We start from the raw sequence: 21,923 nt of genomic DNA, 5'->3' as shown, positions 1-21,923 counted from the left end.
CGTGAACCGCTCTGCCGCGCTCTCCGTGCCGTTGTCGGGGGAGGTGCACCGAGCCCCCGATACCGAGCCTTCCCAGTGAGATCCACCGTCACCGACACCACCGCACCCGCGTCGCGAGGAGATTCCGTGGCTACCGATGCACCGCCGCCGCCCGAGGCCAGTACGGACACCCGCCCTGCCCAGCCCACGACGGAGGCGTTCGTCGCGGTGCAGGAGAGCGCGGAGTTCGGCGAACTGCGCCGCTCGTACCGTTCGTTCGCCTTCCCGCTGACCATCGCGTTCGTCCTCTGGTACCTGCTCTACGTGCTGCTCTCCAACTACGCGGGCGGTTTCATGGGCACCAAGGTGTACAGCAACATCAACGTGGCCTTCGTGTTCGGCCTCGCCCAGTTCGTCACCACCTTCCTCATCGCCTGGTTCTACTCGCGCCACGCGGCCGCGAAGCTCGACCCGAAGGCCGAGGCCATCAAGTCCCGTATGGAGGCCGACGCATGAGCGCCGCGTACCACTCGCACCCCGCCCTCCAGCTGGCCGCCTCCTCGACCGCCGAGCACCGGCCGCTGATCATCACGCTCTTCGCCGTGTTCGTCGCCGCGACCCTGGGCATCACCGTCTGGGCCGGACGGCAGACCCGGAGCGCCTCCGACTTCTACGCGGGCGGCCGTCAGTTCACCGCCTTCCAGAACGGACTCGCGGTCTCCGGCGACTACATGTCCGCCGCGTCGTTCCTCGGCATCGCCGGGGCCATCGCTCTCTTCGGCTACGACGGCTTCCTGTACTCCATCGGCTTTCTCGTCGCCTGGCTCGTCGCCCTCCTGCTGGTCGCCGAACCGCTGCGCAACTCGGGCCGTTACACCATGGGCGACGTCCTCGCCTACCGGATGCGCCAGCGCCCCGTCCGTACCGCCTCCGGCGTCTCCACCATCGTCGTCTCGATCTTCTACCTGCTCGCGCAGATGGCGGGCGCGGGCGTCCTGGTCTCGCTGCTCCTCGGCATCACCAGCGACGCGGGCAAGATCCTCATCGTTGCGCTGGTCGGCGTACTCATGATCGTGTACGTCACCATCGGCGGCATGAAGGGCACCACCTGGGTGCAGATGGTCAAGGCCGTACTGCTCATCGCCGGTGCCCTGCTGATGACCTTTCTGGTGCTGCTGAAGTTCGACTTCAACATCTCCGACCTGCTGGGCACGGCCGCCGAGAAGAGCGGACACGGAGCGGCCTTCCTGGAGCCCGGCCTCAAGTACGGCGTCACCGGTACCTCGAAGCTGGACTTCCTCTCCCTCGGCATCGCCCTGGTCCTCGGTACCGCCGGCCTGCCGCACATCCTGATCCGCTTCTACACGGTGCCGACCGCCAAGGCCGCCCGTAAGTCCGTCAACTGGGCCATCGGCATCATCGGCGCCTTCTACCTGATGACGATCGCCCTCGGCTTCGGCGCCGCCGCCCTCATCGGCCCCGGCGAGATCAGGGCGAAGAACCCGGCCGGCAACGCCGCCGCCCCGCAACTCGCCGAATACCTCGGAGGGGTCGGCTCCACCGGCGGCGCCGTGCTGCTCGCGGTGATCTCGGCGGTCGCCTTCGCCACCATCCTCGCCGTCGTCGCGGGGCTCACCCTCGCCTCCTCGTCCTCCTTCGCGCACGACATCTACGCCAACGTCATCCGCAAGGGAAAGGCCACCGAGAAGGAGGAGATGCGGGCCGCCCGCTGGGCCACCGTCCTCATCGGCGCGGTCGCGATCGTCCTGGGCGCCTTCGCCCGCGACATGAACGTCGCCGGACTGGTGGCGCTGGCGTTCGCCGTTGCCGCCTCCGCCAACCTGCCGACCATCCTCTACAGCCTGTTCTGGAAGCGGTTCACCACCCAGGGTGCGCTCTGGTCGATCTACGGCGGTCTGGCGAGCTCGGTGATCCTGGTGCTGTTCTCGCCGGTCGTCTCCGGCAACCCCAAGACCTCGATGTTCAAGGGCGTCGACTTCGCCTGGTTCCCGCTGGAGAACCCCGGCCTGATCTCCATTCCGCTGGGCTTCCTGCTCGGCTGGGTCGGCTCCCTCCTCTCGAAGGAGAGGCCGGACAAGGGCAAGTACGCCGAGCTGGAGGTCAAGTCCCTCACCGGCGTCGGAGCGCACTGAGCGGACAGCGCCCCCGGGCTCCCGCCGCGTGGCCGTGTCGCAGGGTCCTACGACACGGCCACGCAGCTCCTCGTGCCGAACGGGTCCCGCCGATGTCACCGCTCTCGCGTACTCTCGAAGGAGTCAGCCGGAAGGGTCGGCCGGAGGCCCGGTATCGGTACCCGGTAAGTAATTGGGGAGGGGGCCCACATGCTCATCGACACATACGACCGGGTCGCCACCGACCTGCGCGTCTCGCTGACCGACCGGTGCAATCTGCGGTGCACCTACTGCATGCCGGAAGAAGGCCTGCAATGGCTGGCCAAGCCCGACCTGCTCAGTGACGACGAGATCGTCCGGCTGATCCGCATCGCCGTCACCCGGCTCGGCATCACCGAGGTCCGCTTCACCGGTGGCGAGCCGCTGTTGCGCCCCGGGCTCGTCTCCGTCGTCGAGCGCTGCGCGGCCCTCGACCCCCGTCCCAGGATGTCGCTCACCACCAACGGCATCGGCCTGAAGCGCACCGCCGCCGCACTCAAGGCCGCGGGCCTCGACCGGGTCAATGTCTCGCTGGACACCCTGCGACCCGATGTCTTCAAGACCCTCACCCGCCGAGACCGCCACCACGACGTGCTGGCCGGCCTCGAAGCCGCCCGCGACGCCGGGCTCACCCCGGTCAAGGTCAACTCCGTCCTGATGCCGGGTCTCAACGACGACGAGGCCCCCGAGCTGCTCGCCTGGGCCGTCGAGCAGGGATACGAGCTCCGCTTCATCGAGCAGATGCCGCTCGACGCCCAGCACGGCTGGAAGCGCGACGGCATGATCACGGCAGGCGACATACTCCGGTCGTTGCGCACCCGCTTCACCCTCACCGAGGAGGGCGCCGGGGAGCGCGGCTCCGCCCCGGCCGAGCGCTGGATCGTCGACGGCGGCCCCCACCGGGTCGGCGTCATCGCCTCCGTCACCCGCCCCTTCTGCCGGGCCTGCGACCGGACCAGGCTCACCGCCGACGGCCAGGTGCGCACCTGCCTCTTCGCCCGCGAGGAGACCGATCTGCGCGGAGCCCTGCGCTCGGACGCGCCGGACGAGGAGATCGCCCGGATCTGGACGCTCGCGATGTGGGGCAAGAAAGCCGGATCGGGCCTGGACGACCCGTCCTTCCTCCAGCCCGACCGGCCGATGTCGGCGATCGGCGGCTAGGGTCCCGATCAGCCGACTGTCACCAACGTCATGACCAAGTACACCTAGGTGTTCTGTCCCTGGCCGTCGGCGCCGGACTCCCACTCCGCCAGCGTCACGACATCCTTGAGGAAACCCCGGACATCGAGGAACGAGGAGAGGTGCTCCCGGTGTTCCTCGCAGGCCAGCCAGGTCTTGCGACGCTCCGGGGTATGCAGCTTCGGGTTGTTCCAGGCGAGCACCCAAACGGCTTCGGCCCGACAGCCCTTGGCGGAACAGATAGGTGCGGCGGCAGCACTCTCGGCCGCGGATTCGGGGGAGTTCACGGACTCAACCCTAGGTCAGTGCCTGTGCCCGACCCCGGCCCGGCCCACGCGGCCGATGCCCGGCCGTAACCGTCTCCCCCGGCCGTGGAACAAAGCGACGCCGGGCAGCCACGGGGGGAGCTGCCCGGCGTCGGTCTGTCGCCCCGACGGGGGATGCGGAGCGCTTACGAAGTATGTCACGCAGACCGGGGTGTGGTGCACTGTAACTTCATGATTGATCTGAGGTTTTCCTGAGGATCGGATGTAATGGGCACCCAATAGGGCTCAGGCCGGTTCCCCGCCGCGGCGCACCCCGTCACCCTCCGGACCGGAATCCGCGGCACCGGCCAGGGGTGCGGCGTCGAGTGCCGTCCGCATCGGCGCCGGTACGAAGGTGGACGGAAGCGAGGGGGTGTTCTCGCGGCCCGCGTTGGCGATGACCACTGCCACGTACGGCAACAGCGCCCCGAGCGCGAGCGCCACGATCGCGACATACCGCTCGACGTTCCACAGCGCCGCGGCCAGGATCACCGAAACCGTTCGTACGGACATCGAAATCACATAGCGCCGCTGCCTGCCGCGCACATCGTCCGCGAGTCCCTGCCGGGCCCCCGTGATCCGGAAGACCTCGCCGTCGTTCTGCTGCCGCATCACGTCTCCATCACCCTTCCCCGGCGCCTGGCGGGCCGGGAAACACTCCACCCCCGCGCCGGACCGCAACCACGGTACGCCCGGCACCCGACGGCTTCGAGGCCGGGGCATGCCTTGTTCGTACATATCGGTGTCCGGGCCGCACATACGGACCTCTCCGGCATGCGGTGCACGGCCCGCGGGCCGAGACTGGGCGGCACATGCGCGACATCGCGTCGCACGAGGAGGCGACATGGGCTGGTTGTGGGCAATCATCGTGGGTCTGGTGCTCGGTCTGATCGCGAAGGCGATCCTGCCCGGCAAACAGAACATCCCACTCTGGCTGACGGTCATTTTCGGCATCATCGGCAGTGTCCTCGGCAACGCCGTCGCGACCTGGATCGGTGTCAACGAAACCAAGGGCATCGACTGGATCCGCCATCTGTTCCAGCTGATCGGTGCGGTGGTGGTCGTCGGCGTCGGCGACATGCTGTGGGCCTCGTTCCGCGGCGCCAGACAGAAGACCTGAACCACCCGGCACGACGCACTGCGGCCGGACACGCGCCATGCGTGTCCGGCCGCAGTGCGTACGCGGTCCGGGATCAGCCGGTGACCTCGACGGCGGCGAGGTTCTTCTTGCCCCGGCGCAGCACCAGCCAGCGCCCGTGCAGCAGTTCCTCGTGGGCCGGTGCGCTCTCGCCGTCCGTGACCTTGACGTTGTTCACGTACGCACCGCCCTCCTTCACCGTGCGGCGGGCGCCCGACTTGCTCGGCGCCAGGCCGACCTCCACCAGGAGATCCACCAGCGGGCCCAGCTCGGTGACCTGCGCGTGCGGCACCTCGGACAGCGCGGCGCTCAGCGTCGCCTCGTCCAGCTCGCCGAGCTCACCCTGGCCGAAGAGCGCCTTCGACGCCGCGATGACCGCGGCGCACTGATCGGCGCCGTGCACCAGCGTCGTCAGCTCCTCGGCCAGCGCGCGCTGCGCCGTCCGCGCCTGCGGGCGCTCCTCGGTGACCTTCTCCAGCTCCTCCAGCTCCGCGGGGCTGAGGAAGCTGAGGACGCGCATGTACCGGGAGATGTCCCGGTCGTCCACGTTCAGCCAGAACTGGTAGAAGGCGTACGGCGTCGTCATCGTCGGGTCGAGCCAGACGGCCCCGCCCTCGGACTTGCCGAACTTGGTCCCGTCCGCCTTCGTCATCAGCGGGGTCGCCAGTGCGTGCACCTCGGCGCCCGGCTCCAGACGGTGGATCAGGTCGAGACCCGCCGTGAGGTTGCCCCACTGGTCGCTGCCGCCCTGCTGGAGGGTGCAGCCGTAGCGCCGGTACAGCTCCAGGTAGTCCATGCTCTGGAGCAGCTGGTAGCTGAACTCGGTGTAGCTGATGCCCTCGTCGGACTCCAGACGCCGGGCGATGGAGTCCTTGGTCAGCATCTTGTTGACGCGGAAGTGCTTGCCGATGTCCCGGAGGAACTCGATCGCGGACATGCCCGAGGTCCAGTCCAGGTTGTTCACCATGACCGCCGCGTTCTCGCCCTCGAAGGACAGGAACGGCTCGATCTGGGCCCGGAGCCGCGACACCCAGCCGGCGACCGTATCCGGATCGTTCAGCGTGCGCTCCGCGGTCGGCCGCGGGTCACCGATCTGACCGGTGGCCCCGCCCACCAGGGCGAGCGGACGCAGTCCGGCCCGCTGGAGCCGGCGCATGGTGAGCACCTGCACCAGGTGGCCGACATGCAGACTCGCCGCGGTGGGGTCGTAGCCGCAATAGAAGGTGACGGGACCGTCCGCGAGAGCCTTGCGCAGTGCGTCCTCATCAGTGGACTGGGCGAACAGCCCACGCCACTTCAGCTCGTCGACGATGTCCGTCACGGTTCCGGTGCTCCTCGTGGTGCGTACGGGTAATGGCTTTCCAGCCCAGTCTAGGGCGTGTTTCGAAAGTCCCACCTGGTCGTGTCCGGCACTTCCCCTGCTCTCGGCTTCGCTCGAGCAGGGGAGACCCCATTGCTCGCCGCGTTGTCGGTCGTCGGCACAGCGGGCCGGGCGCAGGCGCCCGGTCTCGGTCGGGGGTGCACTACGGCGGGGCACGAGGGCCTTTCGTTCTGTGCAGACATCGCAATCCACACCGGACCGGAAGGCCCTCACCCGTTCAAGATCCCTCAGCCGAGACCTGAAGCACCCGTCGACAACCTCCCGGGTCAGAACACCTGGGCGAGTCACACGCCGGGGCTCACCGAGCTCATGTTGAAGTCGGGGATACGCAGCGCGGGCATCGCCGCCCGGGTGAACCAGTCGCCCCACTCGCGCGGCAGCGTCTTCTCCGTACGGCCCGCCTCCGTGGCCCGCGACAGCAGGTCCACCGGCGACTCGTTGAACCGGAAATTGTTCACCTCGCCGATGACCTCGCCGTCCTCGACGAGATACACCCCGTCGCGGGTCAGCCCGGTCAGCAGCAGTGTGGCCGGGTCGACCTCGCGGATGTACCACATGCAGGTCAGCAGCAGCCCACGCCCGGTCGTCGCGGCCACCATCTCCTCCAGGGACCGCTCACCACCGCCCTCCAGCATCAGGTTGTCGATCGCCGGCGTGACCGGCAGCCCGGTCAGCCCCGCCGTGTGCCGGGTGGTCGTCAGGTGCTCCAGCCGGCCGTCCCGCACCCAGTCGGTCGACGTCAGCGGCAGTCCGTTGTCGAAGACGGAGGCACTGTCCCCGGAGGCGTGGGCGATCACGAACGGCGCCGACTCCAGGCCCGGTGCGTTCGGGTCGCTGCGGAGCGTCAGCGGCAGCCCGGAGAGCCGCTCACCGATTCTGGTGCCGCCGCCCGGCTTGGAGAACACCGTCCGGCCCTCCGCGGCGTCCCGCGCGGCCGACGACCACAGCTGGTAGATCAGCAGATCGGCGACGGCGGTCGGCGGCAGCAGCGTCTCGTACCGCCCGGCGGGCAGCTCGATACGGCGCTCGGCCCAGCGCAGCCGCTGCGCCAGTTCCGCGTCCAGCTCGGCCGGGTCGACGTCCTTGAAGTCGCGCGTCGCGCGGCCCGCCCAGGACGAACGGGTGCGGTCCGGCGACTTGGCGTTGAGCTCCAGCGTCCCGGTCGGCTGGTCGTGGCGCAGCCGCAGCCCCGTCGACGTACCGAGATAGGTCGTGGTCAGCTCGTGGTGGGCGAAGCCGTACAGCTCACGGCCGCCGGAGCGGGCGCGGGCGAAGGCGTCGCCGAGCGCCGGGGCGAACTCCGCGAAGACGTCCGAGTCCGTCTCGGCCGGCGCGTCCGTGAAGTCGGGCGACACGGGCACCCCGGCCACCAGCGGCTGGGCGTCCTCCGCCGCACCGGCCCCGCGCGCCGCGGCCTCGGCGGCCCGCACCAGCGGCTCCAGGTCGTCGGCGGTCACCGCGGACCGCGACACCACGCCGGACGCGGTGCCCTGCGCGCCGTCGACGGTCGCGATGACGGTCAGGGTCCGTCCCCGGGTCACCCCGTTCGTCGTGAGCGCGTTTCCGGCCCAGCGCAGATTCGCGGACGACTGCTCGTCGGCGATGACCACACAGCCGTCGGCGGTGGACAGTTCGAGCGCCCGCTCGACGATCTCGTGCGGCTTGCTGACGCGGCTCATCGTCCGGCCTCCTGCGTCGTATTGAGGATGTTCACGCCCCGGAACAGTGCGGTGGGGCACCCGTGGGAGACGGCGGCGATCTGCCCCGGCTGGGCCTTCCCGCAGTTGAAGGCACCGCCCAGCACATAGGTGGAAGGTCCGCCCACGGCCTCCATGGACCCCCAGAACTCGGGCGTGACCCCCTGGTAGGCGAAGTCCCGGATCTGCTCCGCGAGGCGGCCGTTGCGGATCATGTACGCCCGCTGACCGGTGAACTGGAAGTTGTAGCGCTGCATGTCGATCGACCAGGACCGGTCACCGACCACGTAGATCCCGCGATCCACCCCGCCGATCAGGTCCTCCGTGGACAGCCCGCCCGGATCCGGCCGCAGCGACACATTGGCCATCCGCTGTACGGGGACGTGGCCCGGCGAGTCCGCGTACGCGCAGCCGTTGGAACGGCCCAGCCCCGTCAGCTTCGCCATCCGCCGGTCCAGTTGGTAGCCGACCAGCGTGCCGTCCTTGATCAGGTCCCAGGACTGCGCCTGGACACCCTCGTCGTCGTACCCGATGGTCGCGAGCCCGTGCTCGGCGGTGCGGTCACCGGTCACGTTCATCACGGGGGAGCCGTACGTCAGCTTCCCCAGCTGGTCGAAGGTGGCGAACGAAGTCCCGGCGTACGCCGCCTCGTAGCCCAACGCCCGGTCCAGCTCGGTGGCGTGGCCGATCGACTCGTGAATGGTCAGCCAGAGGTTGGACGGGTCGACGACCAGGTCGTACGTTCCCGCCTCGACGCTCGGCGCCCGCATCTTCTCGGCCAGCAGCCCGGGAATCCGCTCCAGCTCGTCGTCCCATTCCCAGCCGGTGCCGGTCAGGTATTCCCAGCCGCGGCCCACCGGCGGGGCGATCGTCCGCATCGAGTCGAACTCACCGGTGGTCCCGTCCACGGCGACCGCGGTGAACTGCGGATGCAGCCGTACCCGTTGCTGGGTGGTCACGGTACCGGCCGTGTCCGCGTAGAACTTGTTCTCGTGGACGGTCATCAGCGAGGCGTCCACATGGGCGACGCCCTCGGCGCCCAGGAGCCGGCCGCTCCACTCGGCGAGCAGCCCCGCCTTCTCCTCGGCCGGCACGTCGAAGGGATCGATGTCGTACGCCGAGACCCAGGTCCGCTCGCCGTGCACCGGCTCGTCCGCCAGCTCGACCTGTTCGTCGGAGCCGGCCGCCGCGATCACCTTGGCCGACAGCTTCGCCATGGCGACGGCCTGCGAGGCCACCTTCGCCGCGGCGTCCATCGTCAGGTCCACCCCGGACGCGAAGCCCCATGCCCCGCCGTGCACCACTCGCACCGCGTAGCCGAGATCGGTGGTGTCCGAGGACCCGGCGGGCCGGGCGTCCCGCAGCCGCCACGACGCGCTGCGCACCCGCTCCATCCGGAAGTCGGCATGCACGGCGCCCAGCGCCCGCGCACGGGCGAGCGCCGCGTCGGCGAGGGCCCGCAGCGGCAGGGCCAGGAATGACTGATCTACCTCATGAGGCATGTAGTACTCCGTCTTTTCGGCACGTGTCCGCAGTGAACCATGCCGTGCGTCGAGGGCGACCGGCCATACGTTTCCCGGACGAGTACGCCGGGCCCGTCACCCGGTCCGGCGTGGGCCACGAGACGGTGTCCCGGGCAGGCCGCCCCGGCCGGTCAGAGGGTGCCGTCGATCACGCCCGCCCTGAACGCGGCCCACCCCGAGGCGCTGAACCGCAGGGGAGCGCGTGCGAGGTCCTTCGAGTCGCGTACGGCGGCTGCCCCTCCGGGGAGGCCGGCGACTTCTACGCAGTTGTTCTCGGCTCCGCTGGCGGAGGACCTGCGCCAGGCCGCGTTCGAGAGGTCGGGTCCGAACAGCTCCGCTCCGGGCGCGTTCACTTCCTGTGGCCTTCTTCCATCTCAGCTATGCGTGCGGCCGAGTCCTCCGTGGACAGCGCCGTGGCACGAATCCGCTCGAACGCCTTCGCGAAGGGCGACGCTCCTTCGCCTTCAAGGTAGGTCTCTCCGCTGAGGTTTTCCAGCAGAACCACGTCTGGGGCAGGGCCGGGGAAGCCCACCATGCTGAAGCCACCCACGACTCCGGGGTGCGCGGTCGAGTCCAACGGCATCAGCTGGATGGTCACGTTGGGCATCTCCGCCGAATCGAGCAGGCGCCGCAACTGATCGCGCATGGTGGCGGGACGGACGGCGAATCGCTGGTGGAGCGCGGCTTCGTGGATGATGGCCCAGAGCTCCAACGGCCTTCCCGGCCGGGTGAGTACGGACTGCCGGGCCAGCCGCACTTCGGCAAGGGCCGCAACTTCGTCGGTGGTGCGGAAAGTTGTGATCCCCGCGATGTTCTCGCGTGCGTACGCAGCGGTCTGCAACAGGCCCGGGATCACCAGCGGCGACCATTCGCAGATCTGCGAGGCGTCCGACTCCAGCGAGATGTAGTCGGCGTAGGCAGGGGACACGATTCCGCTGTAGGTCTGCCACCACCCCTTTCTGCCGGCGTCCTTGGCCAGATTGTCCAGGGCGCTGAGCGTTTCCGGATCGCTGATCCCGTAGACCGCGAGCAGCGCCACGACATCGCTGGGCCTGATGGCCTGATTGGCGCTCTCGATCTTCGACAGTTTCGGGCCCTTCCAGCCCATGGCGAAGGCGGCCTCGTCGAGGGTCATACCCGCGCCGTTCCGCAGGCGTCTGAGCGTGGATCCCAGGCGTCGGCGCCGGACGGTCGGTACCAGGGGAGAGTTGGGCATATCGCAGTCATACCTCAGTAGTTGGCGATGCTGATTGCCTTTCGGGAAGTCATAACCGAAGGGGGTAGAAAACTTGCTACCCGAGGTGAGTGGGGTGCACCATCGCTACTCATCGTCACTCACCGTGCGAGCGCAGTCGCTCGATGTGGTGGAAGTCAGTACTTCCCGCGGCCCCGCGCCGCAGGCTGGAGGCGTCATGTTCGGCATGGCCGACGAAGAAGACCACGACCCGCAGTCCCCGCCACCCGCCGTCGGGCACTACGTGCGCTACCGGAGCCGCGGTTTCGCCGCGCACATCAACGCCTCCGGCCCGAACCTCCGCTCCGTACGTGAGCTCACCGCCAAGGCCCTGGCCGAACTGGGCGTGCAGGGCGACGTGGCCGACGCCGCCCAGCTCGTCGTCTCGGAGCTCGTCGGGAACGCCGTCCGGGCCTGCGGGGACCACGTGCCCGTGGTCGTGGAGGTGTACGCCGCGGCCTTCGGGGTCGCGGTCAACGTCCATGACCCGGATCCCCGCACCGTTCCACGCCGTCGCGGCATCGCGCTGGACGACGCGGAGGCCGAGGCCGGCCGTGGCCTCGCCCTGCTGGATCTGCTCGCGCCGGGCTGGCACGTGGTCCGGTCGTCGATCGGCAAGCAGATCCGGTGCCGGGTCCCCTGCCCGGCCGGGTGAGCCCTGTCGGGCCGTGTCGATGCATCCTCGTTGTAGGTACGATTCATAAATGTAGGCACTTTCCCTGATGGTTGCCGAAGGGAGCCCGATGAGCACCATCTCCGTCCGAGAGTTCTCGTACAACCCGAGTGCCGTCTTCGCCCGGGTGGAAAAGGGCGAGGCGATTCAGGTGACGAGACACGGCAACGTCATCGCGATACTGCTTCCCGGTACCGGGGCCTCGGAGCGTTATGCCCCGCTCGTTGCGCAGGGGCAGATCAGGCTGAAGCCGGCCACGACGGCCGATCTGGACCGGCTGCCGGTCTGTGAGCCGCTGGAAGACGTCTCTCCCCTTGACATGCTGCTCGCCGAGCGTGAGGACGATCCGCGTTGATCTACATGGACAGCTCGGCGATCGTCACTCTGCTGAGTGGACGCGAGCATGCTCGTGAGCTGCGAGCACATCTCGCGGGGCGGCCGGTGGCACCGTTGGCGACCAGCAGTCTCGGCTTCGTGGAGACCGTTCGGACACTGGACCGGGTCGGTGATTTCCCTCGGCTCATGGCGGATCTGACCCGGGACTTCACCGAGATCCTCCTGACCGATGAGGTGCGGGACGCGGCTGCCGCCCTGCCGGGAAGAGTGCGGACGCTCGACGCGATCCACGTGGCCAGTGCCCAGGTGCTGGGAGCGTCGCTCGATGTGCTCATCAGTTACGACAAACGGATGCTGGAGGTTGCCGAGGGCGTCGGTCTCCCTGTCGAAGCGCCGGGCTTCCGCTGAGGCACTTGCTGGTACGGGATGGAGTCCGTCGGGACCGGATGCTGTAGGAACCCCACAGTGCCCGGGGGAAGGCGCTGTCAGGGGCCGATTGCTCGCGGAGCGCCTGGTACCGATAGGTTTTCGACGTACCAGACAGCTAGGGAAAGGGTGATCCGTTGAGCCGCTCGGTTCTCGTCACCGGAGGAAACCGGGGCATCGGCCTCGCCATCGCCCGCGCTTTCGCCGACAACGGCGACAAGGTCGCGATCACCTACCGCTCCGGCGAGCCGCCCGCGGTGCTCACCGAGGCCGGTGTTCTCGCAGTCCGCTGCGACATCACCGACGCCGAGCAGGTGGAGCAGGCCTACAAGGAGATCGAGGAGAAGCACGGTCCCGTGGAGGTGCTGGTCGCCAACGCCGGTATCACCAAGGACCAGTTGCTGATGCGGATGTCCGAGGACGACTTCACGTCCGTCGTCGACACCAACCTCACCGGCACCTTCCGGGTCGTCAAGCGCGCCAACCGCGGCATGCTGCGCGCCAAGAAGGGCCGTGTCGTCCTCATCTCCTCCGTCGTCGGGCTTCTCGGCTCGGCCGGGCAGGCGAACTACGCCGCGTCCAAGGCGGGTCTGGTCGGCTTCGCCCGGTCGCTGGCCCGTGAGCTCGGTTCCCGGAACATCACTTTCAACGTCGTCGCGCCCGGTTTTGTCGACACCGACATGACACAGGTGCTCACCGAGGAGCAGCGCAAGGGCATCGTGTCCCAGGTGCCGCTCGGCCGCTACGCGCAGCCCGAGGAGATCGCCGCCGCGGTGCGCTTCCTCGCCTCCGACGACGCGTCGTACATCACTGGAGCCGTCATCCCCGTTGACGGCGGATTGGGCATGGGTCACTGATCACCATGAGCGGAATTCTCGACGGCAAGCGCATCCTCATCACCGGTGTGCTGATGGAGTCGTCCATCGCCTTCCACACCGCCAAGGTGGCCCAGGAGCAGGGTGCCGAGATCATCCTGACCGCCTTCCCGCGGCCCACGCTGACGGAGCGCATCGCCAAGAAGCTGCCCAAGCCGGCCAAGGTCATCGAGCTGGACGTGACCAACGCCGAACACCTGGACCGGCTTGCCGGTCTGGTGAAGGAGGAGCTCGGCTCGCTCGACGGCGTCGTCCACTCCATCGGCTTCGCGCCGCAGGACGCCCTCGGCGGCAACTTCCTCAACACCCCGTTCGAGTCCGTCGCCACGGCGATGCACGTCTCGGCGTTCTCGCTGAAGTCGCTGGCCATGGCCTGCAAGCCGCTGATGGGCGAGGGCGGCTCGATCGTCGGCCTCACCTTCGACGCGCAGTTCGCCTGGCCGCAGTACGACTGGATGGGCCCGGCCAAGGCCGCGCTGGAGGCCACCTCCCGCTACCTCGCCCGTGACCTGGGCAAGGACGGGCTGCGCTGCAACCTGGTCTCCGCCGGACCGCTCGGCTCGATGGCCGCCAAGTCCATCCCGGGCTTCGGTGAGCTCGCCGACGTGTGGAACACCCGCTCCCCGCTGGCCTGGGACATGTCCGACCCCGAGCCGGCCGGCCGTGCCATCGTCGCGCTGCTCTCGGACTTCTTTCCGAAGACCACGGGCGAGATCATCCACGTCGACGGCGGCGTGCACATGATGGGTGCCTGATCCCGTACGACGGGCTCCGGCGCAGCCGCGTACCGCCTCCGAGCAGGCGGTACGCGGCTTTTTCGCGTACGCTCCCGGCCCCGTCCCGCTCAAGTCGAAAAGATGGTCGATCCACCGCAGAATGTGGTGAACCGGACTTCGGGTCGGGCTGCGGGGAGGAGGTCGCCATGCGCTCCACACGTCGCCGGACCGGGATACTGCTGGCGGCCTCCATAGCCGCCGCCGGACTCGCCGCCCCGGTGGGGATATCCCTGGCGGGACGGATAGGAGCCGGGGCATCCACCCCTGAGGCTCCCACCCCGGATCCCGCCGGAGCCGAATGCCGTACCTCGGTCCGGGGCTCCCGGGTCGTCGCCTACTGCCACAACCCGTACCCCTCCACCGACCGCGTGCAACTGCACACCGAATGCCGCCGCTGGTGGGACATAGACGCCGACGCCACCCCGGTCGACGTGGGCCCCGGGCGGACCGTGCGGCTCGACGACCGCTGCTGGAAGGAAGTCGGCTCCGCCTGGATCACGCACCGGGTGCAGGACACGGCGTAGACCGACCGGCAAGTGGGGAGCGGCGGTAGATGCGCGCACCCGGCCCCGCGACGCCGCCCCCACTTGCCGGTCGGTCCAAGGGCCTTTCGGCTGGTGGACCGGCCTCAGGCCCGATCCACCAGACAGCTCAGCGCGTGGCTCGCCGCCTCGGCCGCCGCCGTCTCCCCGTCGCCCGCCCGGATCGCCTCGACCAGCCTGCCGTGGTCCATGGGGTTCTCCGGTCGCAGCTCATGGCCGATGTCGCCCCTGATGTAGTCGCGCAGCAGATCGCCCAGGTCGGCGTAGAGGCCCGTCAGTACGTCGTTGTGCGAGGCGGCGACCACGGCCAGATGCAACGTCGCGTCCACCGCGATGAACGCCTCGGCGTCACCCGCGGCCCAGGTCTCCTGCCGCCGCGCCATCAGCGCGTCCAACTGCTTCAGGTCCCGCTCGGTGCGCCGGGCGGCGGCCAGCCTCGCCGCCGACGACTCCAGGGTGGCGCGCAGCTCGGCGACATGGCGCGGATCGGCGGCGGCGAAGCGGCGGTGCATCACCCCGGCCAGCTCGCTGGTGGCGACGACATAGGTGCCCGAACCCTGCCGGATGTCCAGCAGCCCGTTGTGCGCGAGGGCGCGCACGGCCTCCCGGACGGTGTTGCGGGCCACCCCCAGCTGCTCCACCAGTTCGGGCTCGGTGGGAATGCGTGAACCCACGGGCCACTCGCCCGAGGTGATCTGATTCCTGAGCTGGGCAATCACCTGGTCGGCGAGTGCCGAACGCCGCGGAGACGTCAGCGCCATGGTGCTCCTTGGTCGGGTTGCTGGGGTGATGGGGGGCGGGAGTTGTCGTGGTTGCTGTGCCCGGATTGAATGGTCTCAGAGGGACTCCGGGACGACTGGACAATCAATCATCCCATGATTCTATGATGTGCCTCATGCCCGACGACGAGACCCGGTCCCACACCCGGAACCCGAGCCCCGCCACCACGATGGACGCGCCCACGAAACCCACGGCCTCGCCGACCCGGCAGCACCCGCAGACGGCACAGGCCGCCGACGGGCCCGCTCCCTGGGTGCTCCGGCTGGTCGTCGTCGGGCTGGTCCTCACCGCGCTCAACCTCCGCCCCGCCATCACCAGCCTCGGCGCCCTCCTCGAAGAGGTACGGGACGGGCTGCACATGAGCGGCAGCGTGGCCGGTGTCCTCACCTCCGTACCCCCGCTCTGCTTCGCGGTCTTCGGCATCATGGCGCCGCGCCTCGCCCGCCGCTTCGGCCCGGGGGCGGTCGTCTGCGCCGGCATGATCGCCATCACCGCCGGCCTGGTGATCCGGCCGCTCGTCGGTGGGACGGCCGGCTTCCTCGCCGCGAGCGCCCTCGCACTCATGGGCATCGCCGTCAGCAACGTCCTGATGCCGGTGATCGTCAAGCGCTGGTTCCCGGACCGGGTCGGCTCGATGACCGGGCTCTACTCGATGGCCCTGGCCCTCGGCACCTCGCTCGCCGCCGCGGTGACCGTACCGATGACCAGCGCGATGGGCGGCAGCTGGCGGCTGGGGCTCGGCGTCTGGGCCGTGCTCTCCGCCGTCGCGATCCTGCCCTGGATCCCGGTGGTACGGGACCGGAGCAGCGCCCCGGGACGGCCCGCCGCCCCGCACGCAGGCCCCCCGGCTCTCAAGATCACCCGAAGCCGTACCGCCTGGGCTCTCGCCTGCTTCTTCGGCCTCCAGGCCACCGCCGCGTACATCACCATGGGATGGATGCCGCAGATCTTCCGCGACGCCGGGGTCTCGGCCGGCACGGCGGGTGTGCTGCTCGCCGTGACCATGGCGATGGGGGTACCGCTCGCCTTCGTCATCCCGGGGGTCGCGACCCGGATGAAGAGCCAGGGGCCGATCGTCGTCCTCCTCGGCAGCTGCGGCCTCGTCGGCTACGCGGGCCTCTACCTCGCCCCGGCCGGCGGGGCCTGGGCCTGGGCGCTGCTCCTCGGCATCTCGAACTGCTCCTTCCCGCTCGCCCTGACCATGATCGGCATGCGCGCGCGCACCGGCGCGGGAGTGGTCCGGCTGTCCGCGTTCGCCCAGTCCGTCGGCTACCTGATCTCGATCCCGGGACCGCTGCTCATCGGTGTGCTCTACCAGCACAGCGGCGGCTGGGAGCTGCCGATCGCACTGATGGCGGGCCTCATGGTGCCGCAGATGGCGGTCGGAATCCTGGCCGGGCGGGACCGGACGATCGAGGACGAATGCTGAGATGCGAGACTGAGCACATGTCTCCTGTGCTCGACCCGAATCCCCAGAACGGTCAGAAGAAGCTCCTCGTCGTACTCGGAGCGATGCTGCTGATCACCGTGATCGTCGCGGTGATCGCTTCGATCGCGGCCCCCTGAGCCGCGCGTCCCGCTGGTGGTGGGGCCAGGGCCTGACCCCCGCGTCCCCTAGGGGCCAGGGTCAGGGTGAAGTGGGTGGGTCGCCCGATGGGATGCCCGGCCCCGGATCCGTAGGTTTTCGGTATCGGTACCGATGACCCACGGAGGCGGACATGCCGGCCCGAACGCACACCCGTATCACCCACCCGGCCACGGGCAGTGTCGAGGTGCGGCTGCCGTGGTGGGCCATCGCGCTGCCCGCGCTCGCGTTCGCCGCACTGCTGCTGCTGATCGTGGGAACCGGTGAAGCGCACGCCGCGACCGCCGATCCGGCGGTCAGCCGGTTGCTCGCGCGAATCGCGGCCCTGGTGACCGGCTGACCGTGCCCGAGCAGCCCGCACAAGCGCTTCAACCCCCTGCGCCGGGCGGCACATTTCATGCGAAGCTGAGGTGTATGAGCGTCGATACACCTCGCAGGATCGTCCTTCTCAGGCATGCAAAGGCGGAATGGTCGCAGGACTCCGACCACGAGCGGCCGCTCGCGGAGCGCGGCCGCAAGGATGCCCCGGTCGCAGGCCGCAAACTCGTCGACTCCGGGATCGACCTCGACCTGGCCCTCTGCTCCACCGCCGCCAGGACGCGCGAGACGTGGAAGCTGGCCGTCCACGAGATGCCGCACCGCCCCAGGACCGTGTACGAGGAGCGGCTGTACGAGGCGTCCCTCGGTGAGCTCATCGCCCTGATCAACGAGACCCCCGACGAAGTGCACGACCTTCTGGTCGTCGGCCACAACCCCGGCATGCACGCGGTCGCCGACGCCCTCTCGCAGTCGGCCGAGGGCGACGCCCTGACCCGGATGACCCGCGGCGGCTTCCCCACAGCCGCGTTCGCCGTCGTCGAGTTCACCGGCTCCTGGAAAGGCGTGGAGCACGGAGTGGGCAGGCTGATCGAGTACTGGACGCCCAACGACTGATCCCGCTGTCGTACGAAGCAGGGCCCCGGCGTTTGCCGCGCCGGGGCCCTGCGCTGTCTGCGCGAACGCGTCAGTCGAGGAGACCGTCGGCGGCCTCGACCTCCTCGCGGGTGATGCCGAGCAGATACAGCACGGTGTCCAGGAACGGCACGTTCACCGCGGTGTGCGCGGCCTCGCGGACCACCGGCTTGGCGTTGAAGGCCACCCCGAGCCCGGCGGTGTTCAGCATGTCCAGGTCGTTCGCACCGTCACCGATCGCGACGGTCTGCGCCAGCGGCACCCCGGCCTGCGCGGCGAAACTGCGCAGCAGCCGCGCCTTGCCGGCCCGGTCGACGATGTCGCCGACGACCCGGCCCGTGAGCTTTCCGTCGACCACTTCCAGGGTGTTGGCAGAGGCGAAGTCGAGCCCGAGCCGTTCCTTCAGATCATCGGTGACCTGGGTGAACCCGCCCGAGACCACACCCACTTGGTAGCCGAGCCGCTTCAGCGTACGGATCAGGGTGCGCGCGCCCGGTGTCAGCCGCACCTCGGCGCGCACCTTGTCCACCACCGACACATCGAGCCCGGCCAGCAGCGCCACCCGTGCGTGCAGCGACTGCTCGAAGTCCAGTTCGCCGCGCATCGCCTGCTCGGTCACCTCGGCGACCTTGTCCTCGCAGCCCGCGTGAGCGGCGAACAGCTCGATGACCTCGTCCTGGATGAGCGTCGAGTCGACATCCATGACGACCAGGCGCTGCGCCCGGCGGCTCAGCCCGGCCGACACCACCGCCACATCGACACCGATGCCGGCGGCCTCTGTCGCGAGAGCGGTCCGCAGCTCCTCGGTCCCGGTGCCGGACACCGCGAACTCGACTGCTGTGACGGGGTATTTCGCGAGCCGGAAGATGCGGTCGATATTGCCGCCGGTGGAGGTGATCGTGGCTGCTATGGCGGCGGTCGACTCCGCGGTCAGCGGGTGCCCGAGCACCGTCACATGGGAACGCCCCACGCCACGCGGCCGGTTGTCACCCGTGCCGGAGATGATCTCGGCCTGGAGCTTCAGCGACTCGGCCCAGCTGTGCACGGTCGCCCGCAGATCGCCCTCGGTGGTGTCGCCCGCAGTGGGGGTGGTGACCAGCGCGCACAGGACGATGCGGCCACGGGTGACGACCTGCTCGATGTCGACGACATCGACCGAGTAGGCGGCGAGGGTGTCGAAGAGCCCGGCGGTGATGCCGGGGCGGTCCTTCCCGAAGATCTTCACGAGAAGGGTGGGGGTGTCGGTGCCCCGACGGGACTCGGGGGGCTCAGGGGACTCAGGGGACGAGGAGGACTGAGGTGGCTGAGATGCGCTCATGGTCCTCCCACCGTATCGGTCCGCCGCGAGGCACCGGAGGCCCGTCCCGAGGACCGGACAGCGCGTCGGTCCTGTACGCCCGCCCGGAGCACATGGCCGGTGACGGACCGCGTACGTCCGGATCCGCCGGGTGGCTGCGGGCGGTCGCGCGGGCCGGGGGACGGAAAATCGCGCGGGCCGGGGACGGAAAATCGGGCGGGCCGGGGGCGCCCTGGAATTTCCTTTTGCTGGTGTTTCATGCGCACTCGGGGTGCTTACCGCGCACTGCTCCCTTCATTCGTGTCAGCACCGTAACGATGCAGGTCTCGGCAGGGTCTTCGCCCAGCCCGACTTTCGTATGAGGGACTGGTCCTGGAATAGTTCCCCACGATGTTCAGCATCCCTAGGCCCCCTGTGACGGGGGCGACTCGGGGGACAACTAGTGGGGCGCGGAGTGCCGGAACTCGTACTGGAATTGAATGGAAGGACCTGGACGCTCGATCCGTCCAGGTCGTACACCCTCGGGCGCGATCCTCAGGGAGACCTGACGATCGACGACGCCAGGGTTTCGTGGCGGCATGCCACGATCAGCTGGGACGGCCGGAGTTGGTCCATCGAGGACCACGGCAGCACCAACGGCACATATGCGCAGGGCAGCCGGATCCAGCGGCTGGAGATCGGCCCCGGCTCCGTCGTGCACCTGGGCAATGCCACTGACGGCCCGCGGTTGAGTCTCGCCGCCGCGCCGGGTGCCGGTGTGTACAGCGGGCAGGGTGCGGGCGCCCAGCAGGCCCCTGCCCAGCAGGGCTGGCCCGGCCGGCAGGACCCCGCTCCGCAGCAGCCGCAGCAGGGCTGGCAGCAGCAGGCGCCGCAGCAGCAGCCCGTGCAGCCCCAGGTCCCGCAGCAGCAGGGCATGGCGGGGACGCCCGGCGCGGGCGGTCCCGGCGGGGCCGCGGGGGCCCCGCCGGTGCACGGCGACCGCAGCCCGACCACGTTCCACCAGCTGGCCCTCGGCCGCGTCATGCGCATCGGCCGTGCGCTGGAGAACGAACTGGTCGTCTCCGACCTCCAGGTCTCGCGCCACCACGCCGAATTCCACGCGACCCCCGACGGCCGCTTCGAGATCCGGGACCTCGGATCCCACAACGGCACGTACGTCAACGGTCAGCCGCTCTCCAAGTCCGGCTCCGCGTTCATCGGCCCCAGCGACATCGTCGGCGTCGGTCACTCGACCTTCCGCCTGGTCGGCGACCGGCTGGAAGAGTTCGTCGACACCGGTGAGGTCTCCTTCTCGGCCCGTCACCTCACGGTGACGGTCGACGGCGGGAAGCAGATCCTCAAGGACGTCTCCTTCGGCGTCCCGGAGAAGTCGCTCATCGCGGTCATCGGCCCGTCGGGATCCGGCAAGTCCACCCTGCTCAAGGCGCTCACCGGCTACCGGCCCGCCAACCAGGGCGACGTCCTCTACGACAACCGGAACCTGTACAAGCAGTTCGCCGAGCTGCGCCAGCGCATCGGTCTGGTCCCGCAGGACGACATCCTGCACAAGGAACTCACCGTCATCAAGGCGCTCAAGTACGCGGCCAAGCTCCGCTTCCCCGCGGACACCACCGAGGCCGAGCGCCAGGCCCGGATCCTCGAAGTCCTTGCCGAGCTCAAGCTCGACATCCACAAGGACAAGAAGGTCACCTCGCTCTCCGGCGGTCAGCGCAAGCGCGTCTCCGTCGCCCTGGAGCTGCTCACCAAGCCGTCGCTGATCTTCCTGGACGAGCCGACCTCCGGCCTCGACCCGGGCATGGACCGCGATGTCATGCAGCTGCTGCGCGGACTGGCCGACGACGGCCGCACCGTCCTGGTCGTCACGCACTCCGTCGCCGAGCTGGCGATCTGCGACAAGCTGCTCGTCATGGCGCCGGGCGGTTCCGTCGCCTACTTCGGCCCGCCGGAGGAAGCGCTCAACTTCTTCGGCTACACCACCTGGGCCGACGTCTTCTCCGCGTTCGAGAACTACCGCGACTACGACTGGGCGGGCCGCTGGCGCGGTTCGCAGCACTACCAGATGTACGCCGCGGACATCGACGCCGTCGCCGCGCAGTCCGTACACATGCCGCCCCCGCAGCAGATGCGCCCGCCGAAGCCGCAGAGCTGGTCGGCCCAGCTGTGGACGCTGATGCGCCGCTACGTCTCGGTGATCGCGTCCGACAAGGGCTTCATGGGCCTGATGGTGATCCTGCCCGCCGTGCTCGGCGTCGTCAGCGTGGTCATCCCGGCCGACTTCGGCCTGGCTCCGCCCAAGCCGCCGGCCCGGTTCAACGGAGCCGCCGGAACGATCATGCTGATCCTCGCGGTCGGCATGTGCTTCTCCGGTGCGGCCAACTCCGTACGAGAACTGATCAAGGAACGCGTCATCTACGAACGGGAACGGGCCACCGGTCTGTCCCGCTCCGCCTATCTGATGTCCAAGGTGATCGTGCTCGGCGTGATCACCGCCATCCAGGGCGTCATCATCTGCGGCATCGGCTTCGCCACCCGCGAGCTGCCGGCCGAGGGTCTGATCATGCCGCCGGCCGTCGAGCTCTGCCTGACGATCATCGTGCTCGGCTTCACGTCGATGATGTTCGGGCTGGTGATCTCCTCGCTGGTGAAGACCGCCGAGAAGACCATGCCGCTGCTCGTCATGTTCGCGATCGTCCAGGTCGTCTTCACCGGCATCCTCTTCCAGGTGTACGGCTCGCCCGGCCTGGAGCAGTTCGCCTGGCTGATGCCGTCGCGCTGGGCCATCGCCGGCGCGGGCACGACGCTGGACCTCTCGCACCTCATGGCGCCCTGGGACCCGAAGAACCCGACCGATCTGGACCCGCTCTGGGAGCACTCGGCCGCCCAGTGGGGGATCAACATCTCGGTACTGCTGCTGCTCGGCATCGTCTGCGGCATCGTGGTCGCGCGACTGCTGCGCCGCCACGAGCCGGAGGTCATGCGCAAGTAGGCGCGCACACCGGCACCGGACGCCGAAGGGCGGCACTACGAGCTGTACAAGAAGGGGTACATCCTCAAGGGCACCCCCGGTCTGACCCA

Annotated in this window: 24 protein-coding genes; 15 read left to right on the top strand and 9 right to left on the bottom strand. The window is 69.3% G+C overall.

The window, feature by feature from the left end:
* Nucleotides 1-126 precede the first annotated feature (126 nt).
* From ACWCQ6_RS00120 to moaA, 3 genes are all read left to right on the top strand, one after another.
* Nucleotides 127-495 (top strand): DUF485 domain-containing protein, encoded by a 369-nt coding sequence (locus ACWCQ6_RS00120; RefSeq protein ID WP_451084496.1) that lies wholly within the window; start codon nt 127-129, stop codon nt 493-495.
* The gene (locus ACWCQ6_RS00115) at nt 492-2,132 is read left to right on the top strand and encodes a solute symporter family protein (RefSeq protein ID WP_451084495.1); all 1,641 of its coding nucleotides are present in this window, start codon (nt 492-494) and stop codon (nt 2,130-2,132) included. Before ACWCQ6_RS00120 ends, ACWCQ6_RS00115 begins: the two co-directional genes overlap by 4 nt.
* Before the next feature lie 189 nt (nt 2,133-2,321).
* Nucleotides 2,322-3,311, top strand: coding sequence for a GTP 3',8-cyclase MoaA (moaA, locus tag ACWCQ6_RS00110; RefSeq protein WP_451084494.1), 990 nt, complete (start codon nt 2,322-2,324; stop codon nt 3,309-3,311).
* Nucleotides 3,312-3,355: 44 nt separating this feature from the next.
* Here moaA and ACWCQ6_RS00105 read toward each other — a convergent pair whose 3' ends face one another.
* Together ACWCQ6_RS00105 and ACWCQ6_RS00100 are read right to left on the bottom strand one after the other, a co-directional pair.
* Nucleotides 3,356-3,616 carry a hypothetical protein gene (locus ACWCQ6_RS00105; protein WP_451084493.1) on the bottom strand — a complete coding sequence of 87 codons (261 nt, stop codon included), beginning with the start codon at nt 3,614-3,616 and terminating at the stop codon, nt 3,356-3,358.
* Nucleotides 3,617-3,880: 264 nt separating this feature from the next.
* Entirely contained in the window at nt 3,881-4,246 is a 366-nt protein-coding gene (locus ACWCQ6_RS00100) for a DUF3099 domain-containing protein (RefSeq protein ID WP_451084492.1), read from the bottom strand.
* Nucleotides 4,247-4,478: 232 nt separating this feature from the next.
* On the opposite strand from ACWCQ6_RS00100, the gene ACWCQ6_RS00095 reads away from it, so the two are divergent.
* Nucleotides 4,479-4,754 carry a GlsB/YeaQ/YmgE family stress response membrane protein gene (locus ACWCQ6_RS00095; protein ID WP_451084491.1) on the top strand — a complete coding sequence of 92 codons (276 nt, stop codon included), beginning with the start codon at nt 4,479-4,481 and terminating at the stop codon, nt 4,752-4,754.
* 73 nt (nt 4,755-4,827) lie between these two features.
* Here ACWCQ6_RS00095 and tyrS read toward each other — a convergent pair whose 3' ends face one another.
* From tyrS to ACWCQ6_RS00070, 5 genes are all read right to left on the bottom strand, one after another.
* Nucleotides 4,828-6,093 (bottom strand): tyrosine--tRNA ligase, encoded by a 1,266-nt coding sequence (gene tyrS, locus ACWCQ6_RS00090; RefSeq protein WP_451084490.1) that lies wholly within the window; start codon nt 6,091-6,093, stop codon nt 4,828-4,830.
* Between the two features lie 344 nt (nt 6,094-6,437).
* Nucleotides 6,438-7,832 (bottom strand): metallopeptidase TldD-related protein, encoded by a 1,395-nt coding sequence (locus ACWCQ6_RS00085; protein WP_451084489.1) that lies wholly within the window; start codon nt 7,830-7,832, stop codon nt 6,438-6,440.
* Nucleotides 7,829-9,352: a TldD/PmbA family protein gene (locus ACWCQ6_RS00080; protein ID WP_451084488.1), complete on the bottom strand. Its 1,524-nt coding sequence runs from the start codon at nt 9,350-9,352 to the stop codon at nt 7,829-7,831. The genes ACWCQ6_RS00085 and ACWCQ6_RS00080 overlap by 4 nt, the downstream gene beginning before the upstream one ends.
* 152 nt (nt 9,353-9,504) lie before the next feature.
* Entirely contained in the window at nt 9,505-9,726 is a 222-nt protein-coding gene (locus ACWCQ6_RS00075; protein WP_451084487.1) for a DUF397 domain-containing protein, read from the bottom strand.
* Nucleotides 9,723-10,589, bottom strand: coding sequence for a helix-turn-helix domain-containing protein (locus ACWCQ6_RS00070; protein ID WP_451084486.1), 867 nt, complete (start codon nt 10,587-10,589; stop codon nt 9,723-9,725). Before ACWCQ6_RS00070 ends, ACWCQ6_RS00075 begins: the two co-directional genes overlap by 4 nt.
* Before the next feature lie 205 nt (nt 10,590-10,794).
* Here ACWCQ6_RS00070 and ACWCQ6_RS00065 point away from each other — a divergent pair, with 205 nt between their 5' ends.
* The 6 genes from ACWCQ6_RS00065 to ACWCQ6_RS00040 all read left to right on the top strand — a co-directional run bounded on the left by ACWCQ6_RS00065 (nt 10,795) and on the right by ACWCQ6_RS00040 (nt 14,217).
* Entirely contained in the window at nt 10,795-11,262 is a 468-nt protein-coding gene (locus ACWCQ6_RS00065; RefSeq protein WP_362443078.1) for an ATP-binding protein, read from the top strand.
* An 88-nt stretch (nt 11,263-11,350) separates the two neighbouring features.
* Complete coding sequence (locus ACWCQ6_RS00060; protein WP_451084485.1) at nt 11,351-11,635, top strand: type II toxin-antitoxin system Phd/YefM family antitoxin; 285 nt, start codon at nt 11,351-11,353, stop codon at nt 11,633-11,635.
* Nucleotides 11,636-11,640: 5 nt separating this feature from the next.
* Nucleotides 11,641-12,024: a type II toxin-antitoxin system VapC family toxin gene (locus tag ACWCQ6_RS00055; RefSeq protein ID WP_451084729.1), complete on the top strand. Its 384-nt coding sequence runs from the start codon at nt 11,641-11,643 to the stop codon at nt 12,022-12,024.
* 155 nt (nt 12,025-12,179) lie between these two features.
* The gene (fabG, locus tag ACWCQ6_RS00050; protein ID WP_259931067.1) at nt 12,180-12,899 is read left to right on the top strand and encodes a 3-oxoacyl-[acyl-carrier-protein] reductase; all 720 of its coding nucleotides are present in this window, start codon (nt 12,180-12,182) and stop codon (nt 12,897-12,899) included.
* Between the two features lie 5 nt (nt 12,900-12,904).
* Entirely contained in the window at nt 12,905-13,672 is a 768-nt protein-coding gene (gene fabI, locus ACWCQ6_RS00045) for an enoyl-ACP reductase FabI (protein ID WP_451084484.1), read from the top strand.
* A 167-nt stretch (nt 13,673-13,839) separates the two neighbouring features.
* Nucleotides 13,840-14,217, top strand: a complete 378-nt coding sequence (locus ACWCQ6_RS00040) for a hypothetical protein (protein WP_451084483.1) — start codon at nt 13,840-13,842, stop codon at nt 14,215-14,217.
* Between the two features lie 104 nt (nt 14,218-14,321).
* Here the strand turns inward: ACWCQ6_RS00040 and ACWCQ6_RS00035 are convergent, their stop codons facing one another.
* Nucleotides 14,322-14,996 carry a FadR/GntR family transcriptional regulator gene (locus tag ACWCQ6_RS00035; RefSeq protein WP_451084482.1) on the bottom strand — a complete coding sequence of 225 codons (675 nt, stop codon included), beginning with the start codon at nt 14,994-14,996 and terminating at the stop codon, nt 14,322-14,324.
* A gap of 134 nt (nt 14,997-15,130) precedes the next feature.
* On the opposite strand from ACWCQ6_RS00035, the gene ACWCQ6_RS00030 reads away from it, so the two are divergent.
* The 4 genes from ACWCQ6_RS00030 to ACWCQ6_RS00015 all read left to right on the top strand — a co-directional run bounded on the left by ACWCQ6_RS00030 (nt 15,131) and on the right by ACWCQ6_RS00015 (nt 17,533).
* On the top strand, nt 15,131-16,444 hold the full coding sequence (locus ACWCQ6_RS00030; protein ID WP_451084481.1) for a CynX/NimT family MFS transporter: 1,314 nt from the start codon (nt 15,131-15,133) through the stop codon (nt 16,442-16,444).
* Nucleotides 16,445-16,470: 26 nt separating this feature from the next.
* Nucleotides 16,471-16,581: an SGM_5486 family transporter-associated protein gene (locus ACWCQ6_RS00025; protein ID WP_451084728.1), complete on the top strand. Its 111-nt coding sequence runs from the start codon at nt 16,471-16,473 to the stop codon at nt 16,579-16,581.
* A gap of 152 nt (nt 16,582-16,733) precedes the next feature.
* The gene (locus tag ACWCQ6_RS00020; RefSeq protein WP_451084480.1) at nt 16,734-16,940 is read left to right on the top strand and encodes a hypothetical protein; all 207 of its coding nucleotides are present in this window, start codon (nt 16,734-16,736) and stop codon (nt 16,938-16,940) included.
* A gap of 74 nt (nt 16,941-17,014) precedes the next feature.
* The gene (locus ACWCQ6_RS00015) at nt 17,015-17,533 is read left to right on the top strand and encodes a SixA phosphatase family protein (protein WP_451084479.1); all 519 of its coding nucleotides are present in this window, start codon (nt 17,015-17,017) and stop codon (nt 17,531-17,533) included.
* 70 nt (nt 17,534-17,603) lie between these two features.
* Here ACWCQ6_RS00015 and serB read toward each other — a convergent pair whose 3' ends face one another.
* Entirely contained in the window at nt 17,604-18,869 is a 1,266-nt protein-coding gene (gene serB / locus ACWCQ6_RS00010; RefSeq protein ID WP_451084478.1) for a phosphoserine phosphatase SerB, read from the bottom strand.
* 421 nt (nt 18,870-19,290) lie between these two features.
* On the opposite strand from serB, the gene ACWCQ6_RS00005 reads away from it, so the two are divergent.
* Nucleotides 19,291-21,834 carry an FHA domain-containing protein gene (locus ACWCQ6_RS00005; RefSeq protein ID WP_451084477.1) on the top strand — a complete coding sequence of 848 codons (2,544 nt, stop codon included), beginning with the start codon at nt 19,291-19,293 and terminating at the stop codon, nt 21,832-21,834.
* Nucleotides 21,835-21,923: the final 89 nt, after the last annotated feature.

It is taken from the genome of Streptomyces sp. NPDC001880 (assembly GCF_053594575.1).
The sequence above is the reverse complement of the archived record's forward strand: the minus strand, read 5'-3'. Positions and strand labels throughout refer to the sequence as shown.